Origin of the sequence: Paraburkholderia sp. PREW-6R (assembly GCF_039621805.1) — a bacterium.
Classification (GTDB): domain Bacteria; phylum Pseudomonadota; class Gammaproteobacteria; order Burkholderiales; family Burkholderiaceae; genus Paraburkholderia.
In genome coordinates, this window is the sequence record NZ_CP155074.1 from 562,630 (window position 1) to 583,756 (window position 21,127).

At 63.4% G+C, this 21,127-nt stretch carries 16 protein-coding genes; 9 read left to right on the plus strand and 7 right to left on the minus strand.

Annotated elements, in window-relative coordinates; all coding sequences use genetic code 11:
- The first annotated feature begins 218 nt into the window (after positions 1 to 218).
- From AAGS40_RS17825 to AAGS40_RS17845, 5 genes are all read left to right on the plus strand, one after another.
- Positions 219 to 1,391: a glycosyltransferase family 9 protein gene (locus tag AAGS40_RS17825; protein ID WP_345816101.1), complete on the plus strand. Its 1,173-nt coding sequence runs from the start codon at positions 219 to 221 to the stop codon at positions 1,389 to 1,391.
- A gap of 131 nt (positions 1,392 to 1,522) precedes the next feature.
- On the plus strand, positions 1,523 to 1,834 hold the full coding sequence (locus AAGS40_RS17830) for a hypothetical protein (RefSeq protein ID WP_345816102.1): 312 nt from the start codon (positions 1,523 to 1,525) through the stop codon (positions 1,832 to 1,834).
- A gap of 486 nt (positions 1,835 to 2,320) precedes the next feature.
- Entirely contained in the window at positions 2,321 to 4,198 is a 1,878-nt protein-coding gene (locus AAGS40_RS17835) for a DNA-binding protein (protein WP_345816103.1), read from the plus strand.
- Positions 4,199 to 4,381: 183 nt separating this feature from the next.
- Positions 4,382 to 4,726: a DUF2322 family protein gene (locus AAGS40_RS17840; protein WP_345816104.1), complete on the plus strand. Its 345-nt coding sequence runs from the start codon at positions 4,382 to 4,384 to the stop codon at positions 4,724 to 4,726.
- A gap of 297 nt (positions 4,727 to 5,023) precedes the next feature.
- Positions 5,024 to 5,890: a sterol desaturase family protein gene (locus AAGS40_RS17845; RefSeq protein WP_345816105.1), complete on the plus strand. Its 867-nt coding sequence runs from the start codon at positions 5,024 to 5,026 to the stop codon at positions 5,888 to 5,890.
- A 6-nt stretch (positions 5,891 to 5,896) separates the two neighbouring features.
- Here the strand turns inward: AAGS40_RS17845 and AAGS40_RS17850 are convergent, their stop codons facing one another.
- From AAGS40_RS17850 to AAGS40_RS17870, 5 genes are all read right to left on the minus strand, one after another.
- Positions 5,897 to 7,075, minus strand: a complete 1,179-nt coding sequence (locus AAGS40_RS17850) for an MFS transporter (RefSeq protein ID WP_345816106.1) — start codon at positions 7,073 to 7,075, stop codon at positions 5,897 to 5,899.
- On the minus strand, positions 7,072 to 7,866 hold the full coding sequence (locus AAGS40_RS17855) for a DeoR/GlpR family DNA-binding transcription regulator (protein ID WP_345816107.1): 795 nt from the start codon (positions 7,864 to 7,866) through the stop codon (positions 7,072 to 7,074). The genes AAGS40_RS17850 and AAGS40_RS17855 overlap by 4 nt, the downstream gene beginning before the upstream one ends.
- A 135-nt stretch (positions 7,867 to 8,001) precedes the next feature.
- Positions 8,002 to 9,531, minus strand: coding sequence for a PepSY domain-containing protein (locus AAGS40_RS17860; protein WP_345816108.1), 1,530 nt, complete (start codon positions 9,529 to 9,531; stop codon positions 8,002 to 8,004).
- A gap of 77 nt (positions 9,532 to 9,608) precedes the next feature.
- A complete protein-coding gene (locus tag AAGS40_RS17865) occupies positions 9,609 to 12,044 on the minus strand; it encodes a TonB-dependent receptor (RefSeq protein ID WP_345816109.1) in 2,436 nt (811 codons plus the stop codon).
- Positions 12,045 to 12,128: 84 nt separating this feature from the next.
- Positions 12,129 to 12,530: a DUF2946 domain-containing protein gene (locus tag AAGS40_RS17870; protein ID WP_345816110.1), complete on the minus strand. Its 402-nt coding sequence runs from the start codon at positions 12,528 to 12,530 to the stop codon at positions 12,129 to 12,131.
- Positions 12,531 to 12,756: 226 nt separating this feature from the next.
- Here AAGS40_RS17870 and AAGS40_RS17875 point away from each other — a divergent pair, with 226 nt between their 5' ends.
- Positions 12,757 to 14,943 carry a tetratricopeptide repeat protein gene (locus tag AAGS40_RS17875; RefSeq protein ID WP_345816111.1) on the plus strand — a complete coding sequence of 729 codons (2,187 nt, stop codon included), beginning with the start codon at positions 12,757 to 12,759 and terminating at the stop codon, positions 14,941 to 14,943.
- Here the strand turns inward: AAGS40_RS17875 and AAGS40_RS17880 are convergent.
- Positions 14,936 to 15,910, minus strand: a complete 975-nt coding sequence (locus AAGS40_RS17880) for a LysR family transcriptional regulator (RefSeq protein ID WP_345816617.1) — start codon at positions 15,908 to 15,910, stop codon at positions 14,936 to 14,938. The two genes, AAGS40_RS17875 and AAGS40_RS17880, sit on opposite strands and share 8 nt — an antisense overlap.
- A gap of 106 nt (positions 15,911 to 16,016) precedes the next feature.
- On the opposite strand from AAGS40_RS17880, the gene AAGS40_RS17885 reads away from it, so the two are divergent.
- The 3 genes from AAGS40_RS17885 to AAGS40_RS17895 are packed head-to-tail and all read left to right on the plus strand — an operon-like array spanning position 16,017 to position 19,656.
- The gene (locus AAGS40_RS17885; protein ID WP_345816112.1) at positions 16,017 to 17,132 is read left to right on the plus strand and encodes an aryl-sulfate sulfotransferase; all 1,116 of its coding nucleotides are present in this window, start codon (positions 16,017 to 16,019) and stop codon (positions 17,130 to 17,132) included.
- 29 nt (positions 17,133 to 17,161) lie between these two features.
- On the plus strand, positions 17,162 to 18,490 hold the full coding sequence (locus tag AAGS40_RS17890) for a uracil-xanthine permease family protein (protein ID WP_345816113.1): 1,329 nt from the start codon (positions 17,162 to 17,164) through the stop codon (positions 18,488 to 18,490).
- Positions 18,491 to 18,540: 50 nt separating this feature from the next.
- Positions 18,541 to 19,656 carry a porin gene (locus AAGS40_RS17895; protein ID WP_345816114.1) on the plus strand — a complete coding sequence of 372 codons (1,116 nt, stop codon included), beginning with the start codon at positions 18,541 to 18,543 and terminating at the stop codon, positions 19,654 to 19,656.
- 30 nt (positions 19,657 to 19,686) lie between these two features.
- On the opposite strand, the gene AAGS40_RS17900 is transcribed toward AAGS40_RS17895, so the two are convergent.
- Positions 19,687 to 20,997: a LysR family transcriptional regulator gene (locus tag AAGS40_RS17900; protein ID WP_345816115.1), complete on the minus strand. Its 1,311-nt coding sequence runs from the start codon at positions 20,995 to 20,997 to the stop codon at positions 19,687 to 19,689.
- Between the last annotated feature and the right edge of the window lie 130 nt (positions 20,998 to 21,127).

Here is a 21,127-nt window from a genome sequence, read left to right on the forward strand (position 1 = left end):
GGCCTTTTTTTCGCTTGTTGCTCCATAGCGGACCCGCGCGTTTTCACGGCTCGACGTTCGCGTTTCTGTACGCCTGGCCACATATTGCGACGCGGCAAGCGTGCACAATCGGGACGTTATCCGTGCGACGCGTCGCGCCACGCGCACGGGCAGCCATGCGCAGGCGCCACACGAGCGCGCGGCGAAGGCAATAAACTCAACGCCACTGCGGAGAAGCCATGGGTTGGAAAAACCTGCTGATCGAGACCCCGGCCTGGATGATGAGCCGGTTCTACCCGCCGCGTTTTGATCCGCATCGCGCCACGCCACGCAGCATTCTCGTGCTGCGGCCGAACGACTTCGGCGAACTGCTTACCACCACGCCGCTCTTCGAATCGTTGCGCAAGCGCTTTCCGAACACGCGCCTCGTTGCCGGCGTGGGCAGCTGGGGACGTCCCATCCTGGAGAACAACCCTTTCGTCGACGAGATCGTCGAGATCGACGCGCCCTGGAATAACAAGCTGGTCGAAGACCGCTCGCATCGCAACGTGTTGCGCTTCCTGTGGAACTCACCGCAGGTCGCCGCATTGCGCAAGCGTGGCGGCTTCGATGTCGGGATCGACGTGCTGGGCAGCTACATGGGCGCCATCCTGATGATGCGCGCGGGTGTGCGTTATCGCATCGGCGTGCGCGGATATCGCGGCGGCTACAGCGGTTGTCAGGAGTACATCGAATTCGCAAGGCGTCAGTGCGGTCGCGCTGCGCTCGCTCAAGGCGAATTGCTGGGCGCAACCGCACTGCCGGAAGCGCGGCCACAACTATTTCTCACCGACGACGAACGCGCGCTTGCCGCCAAAATCTGGAGCGCCGATGCCGCTTCCGGTCGCCGGACGGTGCGCGTGCTCGTGGGCGTCGGCGCGGGTGTGCCGACCAAGGCCTGGGACGCGCGCGAAGCTGGCATGGCGCTCGCGCGCGTCGCACGAACGCTCGAGCAGAGTGGCGACGCCTGCGATATCCTGATCGTCGGCAGCGAGGCCGATAGAACGCGCGCTGCGGAAGCCATCGCCGCGGCGGGTGCAGGCGTTCCTATCCGCTCAGTGGCGGGCGACGTGAGCATGCGCACAGTGTTCGCGCTCGCCGAAGGCGCAAGCGTCGTTTTGTCCAATTCGTCGATGCTGATGCATGTGGCCGCCGCATTCCATCGTCCCACTGTCGCTGTGATCGGCGGTAGCGTCACACGTCCTGAAGTGCACGATGCGATCTGGGGTTATCCGCCGCCCTATCGCAGCGTGGCGCCAGTGCAATATATTCCGGGCGAGCATGCGAAGAACTGGCCGGAGCGGGAGCGGGTGGTTCAGGCGCTTCTCGACCTCGTCGAGGTTCAACGCGCGCATCTGCACGCGGCAGCCTGAGCCTCGTGTGCGGGTCGCGCGTCTACTTCGGACTGGACGCTCAAGAATAGAAACGGTAGGCTATAAGCGCAAAGAGGTGGGTGGCTGGGTGACAACCCGGCGGGTTTCTTCGAACATCGTGGAGCCGACTCATGGACGTGAGCACAGAAGCGCTGGTGGACCTGCTGCGAGAAGTGGAAACCGAAGACCCGATTGATTACGCCGACCTGCCGTTCAGCGAGCACGAATTACGACGTCTGGTAATGAGTTCCCTCGTCGAGCGGCACCATCTGATCGAGAACGGCACCCTGTCCGTCTCCGACATTCACGCACTCTATCTGCTGAGCACCGCCAAGCTGGTGCTGGAGAACACCGTACTGCACGCGCGGCTGCTACTGTTGCAAGGGCAGCGGGTCGACGTGCAATCGCTGCTCGCGCCTTTTACGCTCAAAGGCAAAAGCTGACTGCATCCGCGAGTCAATTGACCGGTCTCACCACGCGCGTGGCAGCTCATTCAAGTGAATGCTGCTGCGCCGTTTCTATTCTCTCTCCGAGAGCGAAAGCGATAAGTCTGTAAGCGGCATTCATGCGCGCTTTACTCGTCGGTTCCGTTTAGCGAATATCACGATGTCAGGCGCTCTTCGCAGAACGAACGCGACGCACGTGCCGAACTGGTTGGCCGGACCGGTCCAGCCAGTTTCGATAGCGTCGCCAATCGGCGAGCGGTGAAATAGCCGCTATGGGTTTTCGTGAGCGCACGCGTGGCGCGGATAAAATCCTTGGGCGATCACCCTTGACCGCAAGCAAACCGGCCAGACGCCACGGTTCGCCTTTAGAATAGGGGTGCGACTGGACCTTGTCCTTGCTGATAGCGGGGATGTCGCGCGAACGAGGTAACGTATCGATGAGTAAAGCTTTGGCCAGGTCATTTTGATTCTTTGAGGCGCTTTATGTCGATGGACGCAAATACGATTACAGATGAACAGATCGCAGAAATCGCCGACCGTCAGGTGACGGACGGCCAGAGAGTTTCGCCGCTGACCGTCTGGTCCGAGATTCGCAGCGGGTCTATCGTCGCAATTGCGGCCGCGTTACAGCGGTGGCGCGAAGCGCGTCAGCCCAGCGCGCCGCCCGTGCCAATCCGCTCAGCCATCCCGCACGAGCTTTCAGAAAGCTTTACCGGTGTGGCCAGCCGGCTGTGGTCAACCGCGCAGAACGACGCTGAGCGCGCGATGAACGAGCGGCTAGCCGTGCTCAACACGCAATTCGAGGCGGTTGCGGAAGAACGTGACGAGGCGCTGGGCGCCTATCAGCGCATGATCAACGAACTCGACGCTGCGCGCGAGCAGATTGAGGCGCTGACGAACGCATCGAGCGCAGCGGAAAGCGCCGCAGCGAGTCTGCGCGATGAACTCGCTCAGGCCACTGCGCGCGAGCACGCCGCTGAAGCACGCGAGGCGCAGCTTGCCCAGCGCGCGTCTGAGGCGGAGCATGCGCTATCGCAGAGTCGCGCCGCGCACGAAGAAGAACGGCGAGCGCAGGAAGCGTCGCTTGCGAATGCCGCAAGCCTGAATGAAGAACTTGCACGCAGCAAAGCTGCACATGAAGAGGAGCGCCGCGCGCATGAGGCATCGCTTGCAAATGTAGCGGGGCTGAATGAAGAGCTCGAGCGCGTCAAAGCAGCACATGAAGACGAGCGCCGCGTGCATGAAGCATCAGCCGCGACCATAGCGAGCCTGAACGAAGAACTTTTGCATACCAGAGCCGCGCTCGACGAGCAGCGGCAAGCGCACGAGGCCTCGCTTGCGACCGGCGCGGGCCTGAGCGAGGAACTCGCTAACAGCAAGGCGGCCCACGACGAGCTGCGGCACGCGCACGAGGCCTTGACGGCGAATGTCGCGCGCCAGAGCGAAGACATCGCGCGACTCACCAACGAGCGCGACGAGGCGCGCGCCCGCGCGTCCACGCTCGAAAGCGAATTTGCCGCCAAGTCCGACGATGTGCAGCGCTGGACGCAGGAAGCGAACGCCGCGACCGAACGCGCGGAGAGCGCGATGGCCCGCGCCAATGCAGCCGCAGCGCAAGCAGAGGAAAGCGTCGCGCGCATTGCTGCGCTGGAAGCCGAACTGGCCGATGCCCGCGCACTGCTTGCGAGCGAACGGGAAGCGAATGCGACACATCAGCAGAACGCGTCGACGCACACGAACGAATTGCAGCGTCTGAGCCGCGAACTCGAAGAAGCACGTCAGCAGATCGTCACGCTAAACGAAGCGAAAGCCGCGACTGCGGAGGAACTGGCGCGCGCCGTACAGGAGGCCTCGGCGGCGCAAGCGCGTGTGGAGAAAGGCGACCAGTACGCGGCGATACTGGAGCAACGCCTCGCGGATCAAAGCCGCGCGAATCAGGGGCGGCTGCGCGCTGAAGAGGCGCAGCACCACCCGCAGGCGAACAGCGGGTCGGCTAACACCGCCGCGTCGGAGGAAGTGGCCGCGCTGCAACGTCAGTTGGCAGCTCAGGCGAAAGCCTATGAAAAAGCGCTGCATGACTTGCGTGCGAATGCCGAGCAGTGGGTCGCGCATTCCAGAGAACTTAAACAGCGGCTGGGCGTCGCGAGCGAGAAAGTGCTGTTTGTCGACGCGCGTAGCAATGCGGAGGTCGCTCTGCTTCGGCGGCTATCGTCCGAACTCGAACGTTTGAAACCGGATCATGAACTGGTGTCGCGCGACATACAGCAAAAAATGATCTATTCGACAATGAGTGAGCGGCTCGCGCAAAGAGGTTACCGATACGATCCCGCGACCTCGACACTGTCGAAGCTTGAGAGCTGAGCTTACGCTGCCGCCGGCGACACGGCGCAAAACCTGCGCTGCGTCGTCGGCGCTCCGCTGAAAATCGGTGACAACGCTTGGGTGCCACGCAAGTGGGCGATCGGGGGTAGCAGGCGCACCGTCACTAGCCTGATCGGATAAGATACGGCCCCGTCCAGATCCGAGACTTCAGGAGCGCTTTCAATGATTCAACCGACCAACGTATTCAAGGACAATCTCGCGCAACTGCCCGCAATCGACGGTATCGAACGCGTCGATCTGATCGACGGGCAGGGCGCGGTGGTGGCCACTATTGAAAACAAGCCGGGCAAGCAGGGTTCTGTGGCGGTGTACCACTATCTGCAGCAAACGTTCGGTAAGCTGGATGCCAGCGCTGCGAAGCATGGCCTCGCGGTGTTCGCAGAACATACTGCGGACGCCCGCAACCGCCCTGGCGCGCATCCGAACGTGGACCGTCTGCTCGACATTGCCGCTAACGGACAGGCGTTAAGTATCCATGTCGTCGCCACGGACAAAAACGCGCGTTAAGGAAATCACGTCGACAGGCGCGCCGGCGCAACATCCGGCGCGCAGGTCGGTAATCTCTTCATGTTGTAAAGCTGCAAGCTCGATGAAAACCCGGTATTAAAGGCCGTTTGCGTGTTGAAAAGGGCGCTGCGATATCATGGTCGGGCGGTCCATTTTGCGATGTTCCTTAGCTTCGGCAGTGCGGTCAACCGGCCAGCCTTTCAAGGTCGTGCACGGTTGATTACCGCCACGAACCGCGTGGCGGTGAGTCGGAACGCACAGCGTGCCATGGGCGCACCGTCCTCTACGGGGAATCACATGTTCGCGTCGAGTCCGTTTCCTGAGTTGCTGCATCACGGTGGTATCTGGCTGCGCGCCTATGTGCTTGTGCTTTCGATGATGGCCGGAGGCGCGGCGCTCGAACGGCGTTGGCCCGCAGTTTTATTGCAGTCGCGCACCGGGCAGCGCTTCAACATGGCTTACGCCGGCTTCTACCTGGCATTGTCCGAACTGCTCAAGCCGCTGACGGCGGCCGCGGGCGTAGCCGTGGTGAACGCACTTGGCGGCGGCATGGTGACACTTAATTCGCGCGGGTGGGGCGCGGTGGCGTCATTCGTGATCGTCGTGCTTGCCATCGATCTTCTCGAATACGCGTTCCACCGTTTGCAGCATACGTGGCCGGTACTGTGGAAACTGCACTCGCTCCATCATAGCGCGGTGGAATTCAACGTCACGGTCACGCTTCGGCATCATTGGCTCGATTTCGTCATCAAGGGTTGCTTGCTGTATCCGCTAGTGGGCGTACTGTTCAAGGTCGAACCGTGGATCGTCGGCGCCACCACGGTCGTCTTCATGCTCGGGAATTATTTCGCGCACCTTAACTTGCGCGCAGACCTCGGCCGCTACATCACGTGGGTGAACAACCCGCAATATCACCGCTTGCATCACTCCGTCCGCCCAGAACATTTCGATCACAATTTCGCGCAATTGCTGCCGATATGGGATCACCTGTTCGACACGTTGTGGGTGCCGGCAAAACACGAGTGGCCGGTCACCGGGCTCGACAACGGAGAGCAGCCGCGCTCGCTGTTCGGCGCGCTGAGCTGGCCGATCGGCGCACACGTCGTGCGCGACGGTATTGTCGAGCGTAAGCCGATCGGGATGCTGGACAAAGAGGCGAAATAGAACCGCCTACGCGGCTTGCCCGCTGCGCACGGCCCGCCCGCCGACCACGCAGACCACCAGCGTTGCCGTCACGAGCACGTATAGCGCAATGCGCAAGCCGAACAGGCCGGCGCCGAATCCGATAAGCGGCGGCCCGATCAGGAAGCCCGCATACCCGGCGGTCGCCGCCATGGACACGCCGACGGCCGGCGTGCCGGTCGTGCGGCCCGCTGCGCTGAAAATCACCGGCACGATATTCGCAAGTCCGACGCCGACCATCGCAAAGCCCACGCAAGCCGTCGACACGGTCGGCCAGCCGAGCACGAGCGCCAGTCCGGCAGCGGCGATTACGCCGCCGAGCACGACGACCTGAGCGGAACCGAATCGCCGCACCGATACGTCGCCGACGATCCGGCACGCGGCCATCGAGAACGCGAATGCCGAGTAGCCGACTGCCGCGACGCTCGCTTCGCGGTGAAGCACCGAACGCAGATAAACGGCGCTCCAGTCGGCAACCGCGCCTTCGACGAGCATGCAGAGAAAAGCAAGCATCGCCAGCTTCATGACGTTGCCGCTCGGCAGCACGAAGCCGCTACTGGAAAGGGTGGTTTTCGACGCGACGCCGCGCAACGCGAGCAGCGCGACGGCAACAATCAGGAGTGCGATGAACGCGTCCGGCAGGAACAGGCCGCCGGCCACGCCGACGCCGTTTCGCTGCAGCATTGCGCCGGCTGCGGCGCCAAGCAACCCACCGACGCTCCATGCCGCGTGGAACGACGACATGATCGGCGCTTGCCATTGCGTCTCGATCGTACTGGCATGGCCGTTCATGGAGACATCGAGCGCGCCGTTCGCCGCGCCGAGCACGAGCAGCGCGGCGCACAGCGTGGCGAGGTTCGGCGCGTACGCCGGCATGGGCAACATGATCACGAAGATGACGCCAAGCAGCGCCGTGCTGCGGCCGGAGCCGAAACGGGGCGCGAGTTGCCCGGCAAGCGGCATTGCGACGATCGCGCCCAGCGCGAACGCGAACAGCGCAAGGCCGAGCGAAGTATCACCGAGCGCCAGATTTTCCTTGATTCGCGGCACTTCGACGGCCCATGCGCCGATCCCGAAGCCATTGGCGAGAAAGACGCCGAGCGTTGCGACGCGCTCTTTCACCGGACGCCCGGCACTCGCCGTGAAGGGTGTGCTGACCTGGCTCATGAGCGGACTACCGTCACGTTGTCGCACACGGCCTCGAGCTGTGCCAGCCGTTCGGCTGGCACATCCGCCTCGACGAACAGTTGGTCCACGCTTGTAGCGTCCGCCACCATGAACGGCGCGGCCGTCATCAGTTTCTCCGACGTCACGGCGATCGCGACCTGTCCGCTCGCCTGCACCATGGCGCGTTTGAGTTCGGCGTCTTCGGCGCCGAAGGCGGCGACGCCTTCGATCGGATCGAAAGCGCACGCGCCCAGAAAGCACAGGTCGGCTTTAATCTGCTGGATCTGCAGCAGCGCGGTAGCCCCGAGCGAGCCGCCCGAGCCGGGCGCGATGCGGCCGCCGATCAGGATCACCTCGATGCCCGGCCGGTCGAGCAGACGCGAGCAGGCATCGGGTGAATTCGTCACGACGGTCAGATTGGCGTGCTCGGGCAGCGCCTCGGCGATCGCGCTGTTGGTCGAGCCGGCGTCGAGCAGGATGACCTGCCCGGCGCGTACGATCGCAGCCGCGGCCGCGGCAAGCCGTGCCTTGCGGTCCACCGCTTCATGCATGCGCAGAGCCGGCGACGAGCCGGCCGGCGAGACCAGCAGTGCGCCGCCGTAGACCCGTTTGCAGAGTCCCTGATCGGCAAGGTCGCGCAAATGACGGCGCACCGTGTGCTCCGAAGTCTTCAACTCTTCGGCGAGCGTAGCGGCCAGCACTCGGCCTTGCGCACGGAGTCTGTCCAGGATCAACTGCTCCCGCTGTTCGGGGAGGAGACCGTCTTGCGCTTCCTGCCGCGTTCGCTGCATGTCGTCACCTTGCTCGGTTCGTTAAAACGATCATAAACGAGCAAAATGTATCGTAAACGAGAGCGTGGTGCAAATAGGCCTGGACCAAAGTGCGAAAATCGGTGAGGAGGGCAGACGCGCCTGGTCCATCCCGCCTCATGCGGTTTTTTTCGCGCGTCCAAAGCAGGCCCAGTCCGCCAGCCACACCGCCAGCAGCGTCGCGCCCATCAGCGGGAAGATGACGCCGAGCAGTACCAGCGCGCTGCGCCAGCCGCGCAGCGGCGGCTTGCCGCGTTCGCGGGCGGGCGCGCCGAGCGAACCTGACGGGCGGCGTTTCCACCACATGACGCAACCGGTGACGGCCATGGCCGCGAGGCCTAGCGAAATGGCCGCGCAGATCAGTTGGTTCGCGAGTCCAAAAAGACGGCCCATGTGCAACGATGTTCCAAACGACACCGCTTTCGACACCGCGCCATAGTCGCGATAGCGGATATCCCTGAGCACCGCGCCGCTGTACTGGTCGATATAAAGCGTGCGCTCGGCGCGCGGGTCGGCGGGAAAATAGGAGACGCTATACACGCCCGTCGCGGAATCGGGGAGCACGAGGCTGTAGCGATCCGTTATGCCGAGCGATGCCACGATCTGAACAACGCGACCAGGCGGCAATGGGTTCGCTGTTCGCGCACTGGAACGGGAAGCAGGGACGGGCGCGTCGCCGACGGCCCACGGTGTCTGTCGCAGCGGCAGATCGTCCATCACCATGCCGGGCATCGTGTTGGTGTCCGTATCGGCGTCATCCGCCTGAGCGCGATGCTCGCGATGCAGGTCGTGTCCGGTGGCGGATTTCACTGCGCCGCTCGTCGTAAGCAATTCCGCGACCGGCGCGACCGGCGCGACCGGCGCGCCCGGCAACGCGGAGCGCAACGGCAGGCCGCCCCAGGCGCCCGGCGGCGCACCGAGATTCGACGCGGTGGCAAGCGCCTTGAACTGCTTGCCCCACGACCCGGACCACGGCAGTCCTGTCAACACGAAGGCGAGCGCGCCGAGCGCGAGCCAGATGCCCATTACCGTGTGCAGGTTCTTCCACAACGCACGCCCCTTCAGCGTGAAGCGCGGTTTCAGCGCCGAGCGCAGCGTGGCGCCGCCGCGCGGCCACCAGAGCGCGACGCCCGTACCGAGCATCACGAGTGTCCAGCATGCGGCCAGCTCCATCAGCAATTCGCCCGCTTTGCCAAGCAGCAGCTTGCGATGCAGCATACGGACGACCTGCATGAGCCGGTGCTCGACGCTTAACGTGCCTAGTACCTCGCCGCTAAATGGATTGACGTACACACTCTCCTTGTCGCCGTCGGCGAGACGGAATATGAACTCGGCACTGCGCTTCGGCGCGGTGCCGATCTCGGCGGTCAGCGCTTTCGCTGTGGGCGGCAGCGCCGCGCGCGCCCGCGCGAGCAGCACGTCTTCGGGCAGCCGTGGCGTGGCTCGCGGTTCGACGACCAGCCGGTGCGGATACAGCAGCGGTTCGAGTTGCGGCTGGAAGCAGTACAGCGTGCCGGTGATCGCCAGCACGATCAGAAACGGCATCACGAAGAGGCCGGCATAGAAGTGCCAACGCCACAGCGTGCGATAACCGGCGTTCGCCGCGCCGGTGACGCTGCCCGTGCGTTGAGCGGTCGTGGTGGACATGCAATCCTCCTGTTGCCATGAGTAGTTTGAGTGATGCCGGCAGCGCGAGCTTCATGCCGAAGCGCGCGGCCTCGGGTTCACATGCGGAACTTCGCTTCGGCGTAGAACGTGCGGCCCGGATACGGGTGATAGACGTAGTAGCGGGCATCGAACATGTTGTCGACGCCCACGCCGATTTCAGTGAGCTTCGTCGGCCTGAACGTGAATCTGGCGTCGGCGACGGTGTACGTGCTGGTGCCGCCGAACACGTTGGGATTCGTGTCGGTGTTAGTCAGCGTGTTGTACTGACGGCCCGAATAACGTGCGGCCAGGGTGAGGGACGAGCGTTCGTCGAAGCGGTACGTCGCGGCAAGATTCGCGCGCCGCAGCGGAATGCGATAAAAGTACTTGCCGACCGTGGCCGGGTTCTGTGCATTGGCAACGATCTTCGATTGCGTGTAGGCGACGCTCGCCAGCAGGTCGAGACCGCGCACGAATACGTCTTCGCCGGAATAACTCGTTTCCACGCCGCGTGAGCGCACCTTGCCGATGTTCTGAAAGTTCGTCACGTTCGGAATCACCGTCGTGTCGGTCTGACTGAAGATCGTGTTCTTCACGTCGTCCTGGAACAGCGAAAGGCGGAAGATACCGTTCCAGTGCGCCCACTCCGCAGTGAGTTCTTTGGAGAGATCGTCTTCGGGTTTCAGGTTCGGGTTGTTGTTGACGATCGACGACCCATTGATTTGCCCCTGGAACAATTCGCTGACCGTGGCGAACCGGTACGCGCGGCCAATCGAAGCGCGCAGCGTGAGATCGTCGGTGACGTCGAATGTAAGCGCCGCTTTCGGTGAGAAGTGGTGCTGGCTCGCATCGGCATAACCGACCGTTTTGCCGGGCAGCGCCTGCGAGCCGTCGTATGCCTGCCAGTCCTCGTAGCGCAGACCGTACACGAGTCGCCAGCGCGGCAGAAAGCGCCATGCATCCTGCGCATATAACGCCTGGGTTTGCGTTTTTCCGCTGAAAGCATTCGCGAACGACGTCGCGCTGCCGTCGCGCCAGTTCAGCGTGTTGTAGCTCTCGTTGTCGACGAAGTAGTTGTCGTAGTGATAGCCTGCGCTCAGCGCGTGATTCGTTAGTCCTGCCTGGTTTGAAATGGGAGTGTAAGTGCTGCGCAGATCGAGTGTTTTCCAGCCGGTGCCGGCGCCGAAAATGACCGTACCCGGACCATTGCCCGGCGCGCCGGAAGCCGCGGTGCGCGCTACGCTATTGCCGACATCGTAAAACGATGCGACCGCTTCGCCGTTCCAGCCGCTTGCATTGCGCGTTTTGAGCGTCAGGCCGTAGAGCCAGTTCTCGCTGTGACCAAGGCTCGGCGCCAGCGCCGCAGCGGGAATCGTGTATTCGTAGCCGCCGATCGAAACCTTGCCGCTGTAAACCGGATTGCCGTTCGCGTCGCGAAGAAAACTCGACGTCTGACTGTTGTAGGTCTGGTGCCAGTAGCCCAGTGTGAACGCGCCTTGCAGCGTCGGCGTGAAGTCGTACTGCATCTTCAGCTTGAACTGGTCCTGTACGGTATGTTCAATGCCCTCGCCATTCACGCCCAGTACCGCGGTCGGCGCGTTGGTCTGGTTGTTGTAGAAGTAGGCGCCGGTCACGGGCGTATCGCCGGCTTTGGCGGGCGTGGACGATCGTGCGAGCGTTGCGAATTGCAGTGGCTGGCTCGTGTTTTCCAGATGATTCACACCGAGCCGGTAAGAGAACTGGCCGATCCGGTCGCCGATCGAGGCGCTCGTTTCGCTGCCGCTGAAATTCTGGTTCACGCCGAACAGGCTGAAGTGCTGCGTGAACGCCTTGACGTCGGCGTCGGCCTCGAACTTCTTTGGCATGCGCGTGCTGATCAGCACCGTTGCACCGAGCGAATTGCCCGGATAAAGCGCGGAAAACGGACCGTAGATCACGTCGACCTGCTGGATCTCTTCGGGAAACACCATCGACCAGCGCGGCGGAAACGAATAGCTGCTGCCGAGAAGATTGCTGAGCAGCAGACCGTCCGCATAGACGAGACCTCGCGCGCTTTGCGTGTTGCTCGTGCCGCGCACGGCGATGATCGAATTCAGATCGCCAATGAAGCGTTTGCGCACGGCAAGATTCGGCATGTACTTCAGCACGTCTTCCGTATTCACGACGTTCCATTTGTCGAACTGGTCGCGCGTCACGGTTTCGACGGTCGCGGGGAGGTTGGGATCGACTGCGCGCGACATGGCGGCCCCGTTGGCGGTGTTAGCGTCAGTGGCGGCCGCCGTAACGTTGATCGAAGGCAGCGTGGTCTCGGCGATCGCGTTGTCGGCGTGGGCCGGCGAAGCCACGAACGCGGAAACGAGCGCCGGAATGAATGCGGGCCAGCGGGCGGTGCGACAGCTTGCGACCGGCGCGTGAGCGTCGTTGAAAAACAGGCGCGTGATGCGCACGAGCGTGAAACGGCGCGCGCCACGGCGAGCGCGAATGGGCAGCCTTCGCAGGGCGAAGTGGGACATGATGCATTTCCTGGATGCATTGAACGGGCGATCGCGCGCACCGTCGCCGCGTGTGGCGACATGCGTGATCGGGGGCAACGGCGTTCAGGAAAAGGCGGGCGGGTCTCTGGGGCGTCCGGACGGGAACGCACCAAGGGGAGTGAAGCGGGTTGAAAGAACCGGTGGCGCGATGCCGGAAAGCGCGAGCGCGGCGGGCGCCGCGACTGCGGCAACGGCCGGCATGGCAACGTGATGTTCGAGCAGATGACAGTAACCGCACGCGCCGAAAGCGTCGTCATGGCTCAGATGGACCGGCGCCAGGTCGCGCTGAACGGTGTGGCTCACCACACTCTGCCCAGCCGGCTGAAGCGCCGAACACAATGCGGCAACGGGCTCCTGCGCGCGGCTCGCCGCAAGCAGCTGACTGACGAGCGGCGCGGCCACGACGAGCCACATGGCGATCAGGCCAAGCCATGCGGTGAGGTGGTTGCGGGAACGTCGGGTCATGATAGCCAAATGTAAAGACGCGGCGATTCTAGCATCGTCGAGCGATATTTTTCACGGTGATGCCGGCTATAGCGAAGGAACAGACGACCGAAACCGGCTCATTTCCCGGCATGAAGCGACTGCCGCTTCGCTTAAGCTGTGAGTAATGTACTGCTGCTGACCTGCCTGCTGGCGCCCCATTGACCGTTGCGACGGCGGACCTCCCGCCGCCGCGCCATCCGTACTGATGACTGTGACGCAGACGCTCGCCACTCCACTCGTTACCTCATTGGCTGACCTGAACCGGCAGGCCGCGTCGCTTTGCACGGCTGGACAATTCGCCGAGGCATTCGCGCTGGTAAAACCGGTGCTGGAAGAAGCCGACGTGGACGAAGTGGGCGTCGATGTCTGGGCTGACGCGCTGAACGTTGCAGGCACGTGCTCGTTCGGCCTACGCGCGCCTGCCGACGCCGAGCGCTACTGGCGCGAATGCCTGCGGATCAAACCTGCGTATCCGGAAGTGGTCGACAGCCTGGGCATGCTGCTCCGATCGCTTGGACGCCTGTCGGCGGCGAAAGCGGCGTACCGGCAACTGGTCGCGCTCATGCCGCATCATGCCGAAGCGCACAACCGGCTGGGTTCCGTGCTCTACGAGCTTGGCTATCTGGAGGACGCCGAGGCGTCGTACCGGGCGGCGCTGACGCTTCGTCCCGATTTCGCCGAAGCGCATTACAACCGCGCCAATACGCTGCACAATCTGCATCGCTATGAAGAGGCTGAAGTCGCGTACCGCGCTGCGTTGCGCGGGTTGCCCGCGCATGCTGAAGCGCACAACAATCTGGGCAACGTGCTGCTGCAACTCGGCCGTCCTGTCGAGGCCGACGCCGCGTATCGCGAGGCGTTGACGGTTCGCCCGCAATATCCGGAGGCGCTCAATAATCTCGCGGGCGTGCTGAAGATAATGGGCCGGCCCGCGGAAGCCGAACTGGCCTGCCGGCTCGCGCTGGCGATTCGCCCCGACTACGCCGACGCGCATCTGAACCTCGGCACGGTGCTCGATCTGCTGCAGCGGCCGGCCGAAGCAGAAGCCGCCTATCGCGAGGCGATTGCGCGCCGGCCCGATTACGCCGAGGCGTATTACAACCTGGGCATCGCGCTTTTCAAGCTCGACCGCCTGGCGGAAGCCGAGGCGGCGTATCGCGAGACGATGCGCCTGCGGCCCGACATCGTGCATGCGTATAACAATCTCGGTTGCGTGCTGCGCGTCGCGGACCGCATGGCCGAGGCCGTCGAGGTGTTCGCACAGGCGGCAGCCTTGTGCCCCGATATGGCGGAGGCGCACTACAACCTCGGCGCTGCGCTGGTGCAATTAGGCCGACTGAACGAATCCGAGCGCGCGTATCGTCGCGCGCTTGCACTACGTCCGGATTATGGCGACGCGACATTCGGCCTCGCCGTGCTGCTGCTCGGCATGGGCCGGTTCGAGGAAGGCTGGCCGCTGTACGAGTGCCGCTACGATCAGCCTGGTTTCGTCCATTGGCACACGCGCTCGATGCTTGCGTGCGCGCATTGGACCGGCGACGCGCTATCGGGTCGCTCGCTGCTCGTCTGGCAGGAAGACGGCCTGGGCGACATGTTGCAGTTCAGCCGCTATTTTGCGCTGCTAAAAGCACAAGGCGCAGCGCGGATCACGTTTGCATGCGTGCCGGCGCTGCATCGATTGATGCGTTCCGTGGACGGGGTAGACAGCGTATGCGATCACGATACCGCGATCGCGCACGCGTCTACGTACGACTGCTGGACGAGCTTGCTGAGCGCACCGCTGCATTTGCGCACGACGGTGGACACGATTCCGCGCCCGGTCCGCCTGAGCGCGGAAAACGTACTCGTCGAGAAATGGAAGCCGGTGCTAGATGCGCTGCCGCCTGGCCGCAAGGTGGGTCTCGTGTGGAAAGGCAATCCGAAGCACCATAACGACGCCAATCGTTCGATTCCGTCGCTCGATCTGCTCGCGCCGTTGTGGAGCGTGCCGGGCCTGAACTTCGTCAGTCTGCAGAAGGGGCAAGGTGATGGGGAGGCACAACGGCCGCCCGCCGGTCAGCCGCTGCTCGACCTTGGCGCGTCGGTCGCCGATTTTGCTGATACGGCCGCGATCGTCGCGCAACTCGATCTCGTGATTTGTGTGGATACGTCGATTGCGCATCTCGCGGCTTCGCTCGGCAAGCCGTGCTGGGTGATGCTGCCGGACCGGGACATCGACTGGCGCTGGCTGCGCGAGCGCAGCGACTCGCCGTGGTATCCGCATACACTGCGCGTGTTTCGTCGCGCGCTCGGTGAAGATTGGCCGATCGTGATCGAGCAGGTCAGACAGGCATGCGCCCAACGATTTGCTGGCGAGGCGTCCGTCCACGTGGGCGCAGATATGCTCAGGTAATACGTGGCGTACGCTTTCGCGGAGTGCGCGGAGTGCGCGAGGTTCGAGCCGGCGTATGGAAGCGATTCTCGGTCGCTTCGATCGAGTGGCCGAGAAACTGCAGGAACATGCTCATCGCGACCGTCGTGGTGAGATCCGAGCGTTGATATAGACAACTAAACGATCGGGCACCCGCGTCGGCGAGCGGTGTCCACGCGAGCTTGCGCTGCGCCACGTCTTCCACCACGTTCTCGGCAATCAGAAAGCCGATGCCCACGCCGTCCGCCACGAGCCGCCGCACCATCGAAACGGAACTGCTCTCCACGAGCGGACGCGCCTTGCGCTGTTCACGGTGGTCGATCTGGTCGACCATCGCGCGCAGTTCGGTATCGGGCGTCATCAGGATCAGCGGATAGTCGAGACAGTCGCGCAAACGCGGCCGCTTGCCGAGCTTCGTCAGAGGATGGCCCGGCGGCGTGACGAGCCCCAGATGCTGCGAGAACGCCCGCACCTCGACCACGCCTGGCGGCGGCTTGCGGCGCAGGCCGTAGCCGATGTCCGCCTCGCCCGTCTCCACCCACTTCAGAATACTTTCTCCGTTGCCCGAGCGCACGCTGTAGGTCACGCCAGGGTAGCTCTGCATGGCAGCCTGGATGGCGTCGGGCACGAGCTGTTCCGCAGATGACGGCGACACGGCGAGATTTATGTGCCCGCGGCGAAGCGAGCGCAAATCCTCCACTTGTGTCATTGCATTGTCGAAGTCGCGTTGCCCGCGGCGCACAGCCGCAATGATGATTTCACCCGCGGTGGTCAACTGCATGCCGCGCGGCAGGCGGTCGAAGAGCGGTGTGCCGACCTGCTCCTCCAGATTGAGGATTTGCTGGTGCACGGCGGCAGCAGTCAGGTGCAGCGAATCGGCGGCTTTGCGGATCGAGCCGCGCCGGACGACCTCGTCGAAACAGCGGAATGTCTGTGATATTGGACGCATCAGCTCACCGTATAGTTTTTCCATACAGGCCGTCAAAAACAATCATGTTTTCCTGACAGAGTGAATAGCCTAGATTTTGCTCCATGTCATCTCAACGGAGCAAACCGTGATCACCACCGTCGATCAGATTACCCAGCGGCGCCGCGGCGTCGGCCTCATTGCTCACGACCCGGCGCTGTCTGCAGGCGGCTACACGCTGATTGCGCCGCAAACCGCGCGCGGCCATGTCTATCTCGTCGATATTCACGGCGAAGTGGTGCACGAATGGACTCTGCCGGTGCGCGCCGGCCGCCATGCGGTGATTCTGCCGAATGGCAATCTCGGCTACAACGGCAATCATGCGGATTCGGAAGATCGCTATGCGCCGTGGTCGATGTGGCACGGCGGAGACTTTTACGAAGTCACGCCGCAAGGCGAAGTGGTGTGGCGCTACCAGGACCCGGCGCATCACCACGACGCGCAATGGTTGCCCAACGGCAATCTGCTTTACGCGGCCTGTGCGCCGGTCCCGGCGGGTTTTGCGGAGCGCGTGCAGGGCGGCACGGCGCACGCGCCCGACGAAGTCATGTATGGCGACGTGATCCGCGAGGTGAATCGGGCGGGCGAACTCGTGTGGGAGTGGAAAGCGTGGGAGCATCTGAACCCAAAAGACTTTCCGATCGCAGCGGGCTTCGGGCGTTATCACTGGCCGCTCGTCAACGGACTTGGCGTGAACGCAAAAGGTGAAGTGCTGATGAGCTTGCGCACTACGTCCGGCATCATCGCGGTGAGCCGCGAAACACAGGACGTCACGCTGCACATTCCGTCGGCCGTCGTGTCGCATCAGCATGCACCTGTACCGCTCGCCAACGGCAACATTCTCACGTTCGACAACGGCAACTTTCGCGCCGGCGCGCACGTCGCGTTTTCCCGGGTACTCGAAATCGATCCCGCTACGCACGACGTGGTGTGGTCCTATGCGGACGACATGGTCAACGCGTTCTACAGCGCGTTCATGGGCAACGCGCAACGGTTGTGGAACGGCAACACGCACATTACCGAATCCGCGACCGGCCGGCTTTTCGAAGTGACGCCCGCACGCGAAGTGGTGTGGGAATACGTGATCCCCTGGTTCGATCAGTATCCCGACGAGGCCGCGCGCAAGACCGGGCCAGGCCAGTTGAACAGTGTGTTCCAGACTTTCCGCTACAGCCGCGAGCAGTTGCCGTGGCTGCGTGCTTAAACACTGCGCGGTCGATTCCAGGAGGTAACGTGAGCACAGATAGCGCCACACATAGCGTCGACGCACGCCTGCCTGCATGGCAACTCGCGCTGTTCGGCTTGCAGCATGTGCTGTCGATGGCGGCGTCGCCCGTCACCGCGGTATTTCTCGTGTCGAAGATGGTGTCGTTGCCGGCGGAAATGACCGTGCATCTGATGGGCGCGACGTTTTTCGTCTGCGGGGCGGGCACGCTGTTGCAATCGCTTGGCGCAGGGCCGCTCGGCGCGCGCCTGCCTTTCGTGATGGTGCCGGGCGGCGCGCCTGCCATGCTGTTCGCCGTGATCGCCACGCAAACCGATCTGCCCACGGCGGCCGGCGCGGCGCTGCTCACGAGCCTGTTCTACTGGCTCGTGCTGCCGGTGTTCGCACGCTGCCTGCGCTTTTTTCCGCGCGTCGTGGTGGGCACGATGCTGTTGCTCGTGTCGGTGAGCCTTATCCGGATCTATGCGGGCATCGTCGTCGGGCAGCCTGGTAAGCCCGGCTTCGCGCAACCGCAGTCGCTCGCGCTGGCGTTGCTGACGATCGTCGCGACGCTCGGCGTGGCACGTGTGTTTCAGGGCACGGCGGGCAGGCTGGCGGTTCTGATCGGTCTCGCGACTGGCACGTTCGCGGCGTGGTCGCTCGGTCTGATGCCGACCACGGGCCTCGGCTCCGGGCCGCTCTTCGCGCTGCCTGTGCTGCTGCCGTTCGGCATGCCGCACTTCGACGTGGTCGCCGCGTTGCCCATGCTCATTTTCAGCGTGATCTCGATGGCGGAGGCCACGGCGCAAACCGTCGCCGTCGGCGAAATCACGGGGCGCAAGATCGACATGCGGCGCGACGTGCCGCGCACCATTCGCGGCGACGCGGTGGCTTCACTGTTCGGCTCACTGCTGGGCACCTCGCTCATCATTACGAGCGCCGAGAATATCGGCGTGGTGCAGACCACAGGGGTGCGCTCACGCTACGTCACCGCAACGGCGGGCGCCATGCTGATGATCGTCGCGCTGTTCGCGCCGCTCGGCCGCTTCGCTTCTGCGATTCCCGCGCCGGTGGTGGGCGGCACGGCGTTGATCGTGTTCGCGATGATCGGGGTGATGGGCATCAATCTGCTCGGCAAGGTCGATCTGCATGCACGCGGCAATCAGTACACGCTGGCGGCGGCCCTGGTCACGGGCCTGTTGCCGGTTCTCGTGCCGAACGTGTACGCGTCGTTTCCCGCTTACGTGCAGATCGTTCTGGGCAACGGCATGGCCGCCGGCACGCTCACGGCGATTCTCGTCAACCTGGTTTTCGGCGCATGGCGCCTTGCACCGCCCGAGAAAGTCCAGACAACCTGAAGCAGGCCTGCCTGCCAGGGCATTTTCCTTCCACGCTTTATCCACACGTTATGAATAACAGAATCGCTTTTCACGCGACGCATGTCGCGTGTTCGGTTGCGCTCGTCTTTTCGCTGGGCGCACAGACGGCTCGGGCGCAAAGCAGTGTCACGCTGTATGGCAGCCTCGATGCGGGCCTCGGCTATGTGAGCAATCTGCATGGCGGCAATGCGTATATCGCCGAGCAAGGCACAATGCAAGCCGATCGCTTTGGCTTGCTCGGTGCGGAGGATATCGGCGCGGGGCGCTCGGTCGTGTTCAGACTGGAGAACGGTTTTCTGACAACGACCGGCGCTCTGGCGAGCACCAACACGTTCTTTAATCGGCAGGCTTACGTGGGTCTCGCCGATCCCGTATTCGGCACCGTGACGCTCGGGCGGCAGACAGACTGGAACTTCGACTGGCTCGGTTCGCTGTCGACCGCGCAATTGCTCGGCGACTTCTCGGCATTTCACCCCGGCAATCTCGACGGCCTCGGCAGCACGTTGCCGGTCCAGTTGTCGAATACCGTGAAGTGGAAGAGCACGACCTATCACGGCCTGAGCGTCGGCGCGTTATACGGTTTTCCGGGTGCAACGGCGAGCAATACGAACGGGCGGACCGTGAGCTTCGGCGCAAACTACACGAATGGACCGTTCAAGCTGGTCGCGGTCTATTCGGAATACCGTGACCGCCTGTTGCCGCTTTCGAACGGACTCGGCCTGACAGCATTCGAAGGACAGACGCTCGCGCCCGGTGCGACATTCAACGCGAAGCAGGTGCGCGATATGGGCATCGGCGGATCGTACCGTTTCGAGCGTGTGACGCTGCATGCGCTCGCAACGGACGTGCGGATCCAGTCGAACGGCGGCACCGAATACTTCCGCACGATCGACGGCGGCGCGAACGTTCGCCTGACGCCTGCGGAAGAAGTGTCGGCGGGCGCATGGACTGCGACGCTGGCGGGGCGTCGCTGGACGCAGTTGACGGTGGCGAACGTGTACTCGCTGTCAAAAGCGACCCAGCTCTACGCCGACCTGATGTTCGAAACGGCCGGCGGCGGCGCGGTGGCGAATACGCTCGGAATCGGCGCGTCTTCGAGCGGACGGCAGACCGTGTTTCTCAGCGGCATTCACCATCTTTTCTGAACCGGCCGATCGCGTGGCAGGCAACGGCCGTCAACCCGCCGCAATGCTGACGGTGCGCGTGGCCTCCACCACGGACAGGCGGATCGCATCGATCAACGCGCGGGCAGCGGGCGAAGGTGTGCCGCTCGCGCGCATGGTCAGACCGATCTCACGGCGCGTGTTGTGCAGTTGTACGCCCAGCACCGCCAGTTGCCCTGATTGAACCTCATAGTGCAGTTGTTGCGCTGACAGGGCCGCCACCATGTCCGTGCTGACGAGCAAGCCACGAATGACAGCAAGGTCGGCGGTCTCGACCGTCGGCATGGGCGGCTTCACTTTCATCCTTCTGAATTGCGCCTCGAATAGCGCTCGGGCTGGCGCGTTGCTGCGCGGCACGATCCATTGCGCTTCGCGCAGATCCATGATGCTCAGATTGCTTGCCTGCACCAGCGGATGATCGCTGCGGACCAGAACAACCATGTCTTCCGACATCAGGCGCTCGTTTTTCAGGCCGCTCGCTGCATCGTTGTTGCGCAGCGCGCCGAGAATGAAGTCGATATCGCCGGCGCGCAGTCCCGCGACGAGCGCTTCATACGCGCTTTCGTCGGTCACGACGCGCACGCGCGGATGCTCCGCGCTCATGCGTGCGATCGCTCTCGGCAGGATCAGTGTGCGTCCGAGCGGCAACGCGCCGACCGTCACCGCGCCCTGAATTTTGCCGTGCAGCGCGGCAATATCGTCGGGGATGTGACGCAGTTCGTTCAGCGCGCGGCGCACGAGGAGCAAAAACGTCTCGCCTTCGGCGGTGAGCAGGATGCCGCGCGCGCTGCGGTGAAAGAGACTTAAACCGGAACCGTTTTCAAGCACTCGAATCGCGGTGCTCACAGCGGGCTGACTGATACCGAAGGCTTTCGCCGCACTCGGCATATGCCGATGCCGCGCGAGCGCCACCAGAAGCTGCAGCCGACGCGTGTTGAGGAGATAGGCCGGCAATGTGCCTTCGGCTGCCGGGCGGCGGCGCGACTGCCGCGCCGAACACCATTGTGCGAGTTCTTCCAGTTCCGCAAAAATCCGCTCGCAACGTTGCAGCACGGCGCGACCGACGGGTGTAGGCAACATGCCGGACGGTCCTCGATCGAAGAGCGGCACGCCCAGCGCTGCTTCCAGTTCCTGCACCGAGCGCGTGACGGCTGACTGCGCGCGAAACAGTGCGGCAGCGGCACGCGTTGCGCTGCCCAGGTCCGCGACCAGCCGGAAAGCGCGCAACTGCGCAAGATTAAGCAGGTCCCTGCCGGCATTCGACGCCGCCGTTGTCCTGCCGACTGTCGCGTTGCCGGGTGGACCGAGCTTGTTAGTGACCATGCGCGCTGCGCTCCAATGAGACGACGTTCCGGTGATAAACAAAATGGTGCAACCGCTGCGCCGCAAGTGTGGGTTCATTGCGTGGCTGATCCGATTCATCGCGATCAGCCTGTTCGACGCAGTCAAGTAT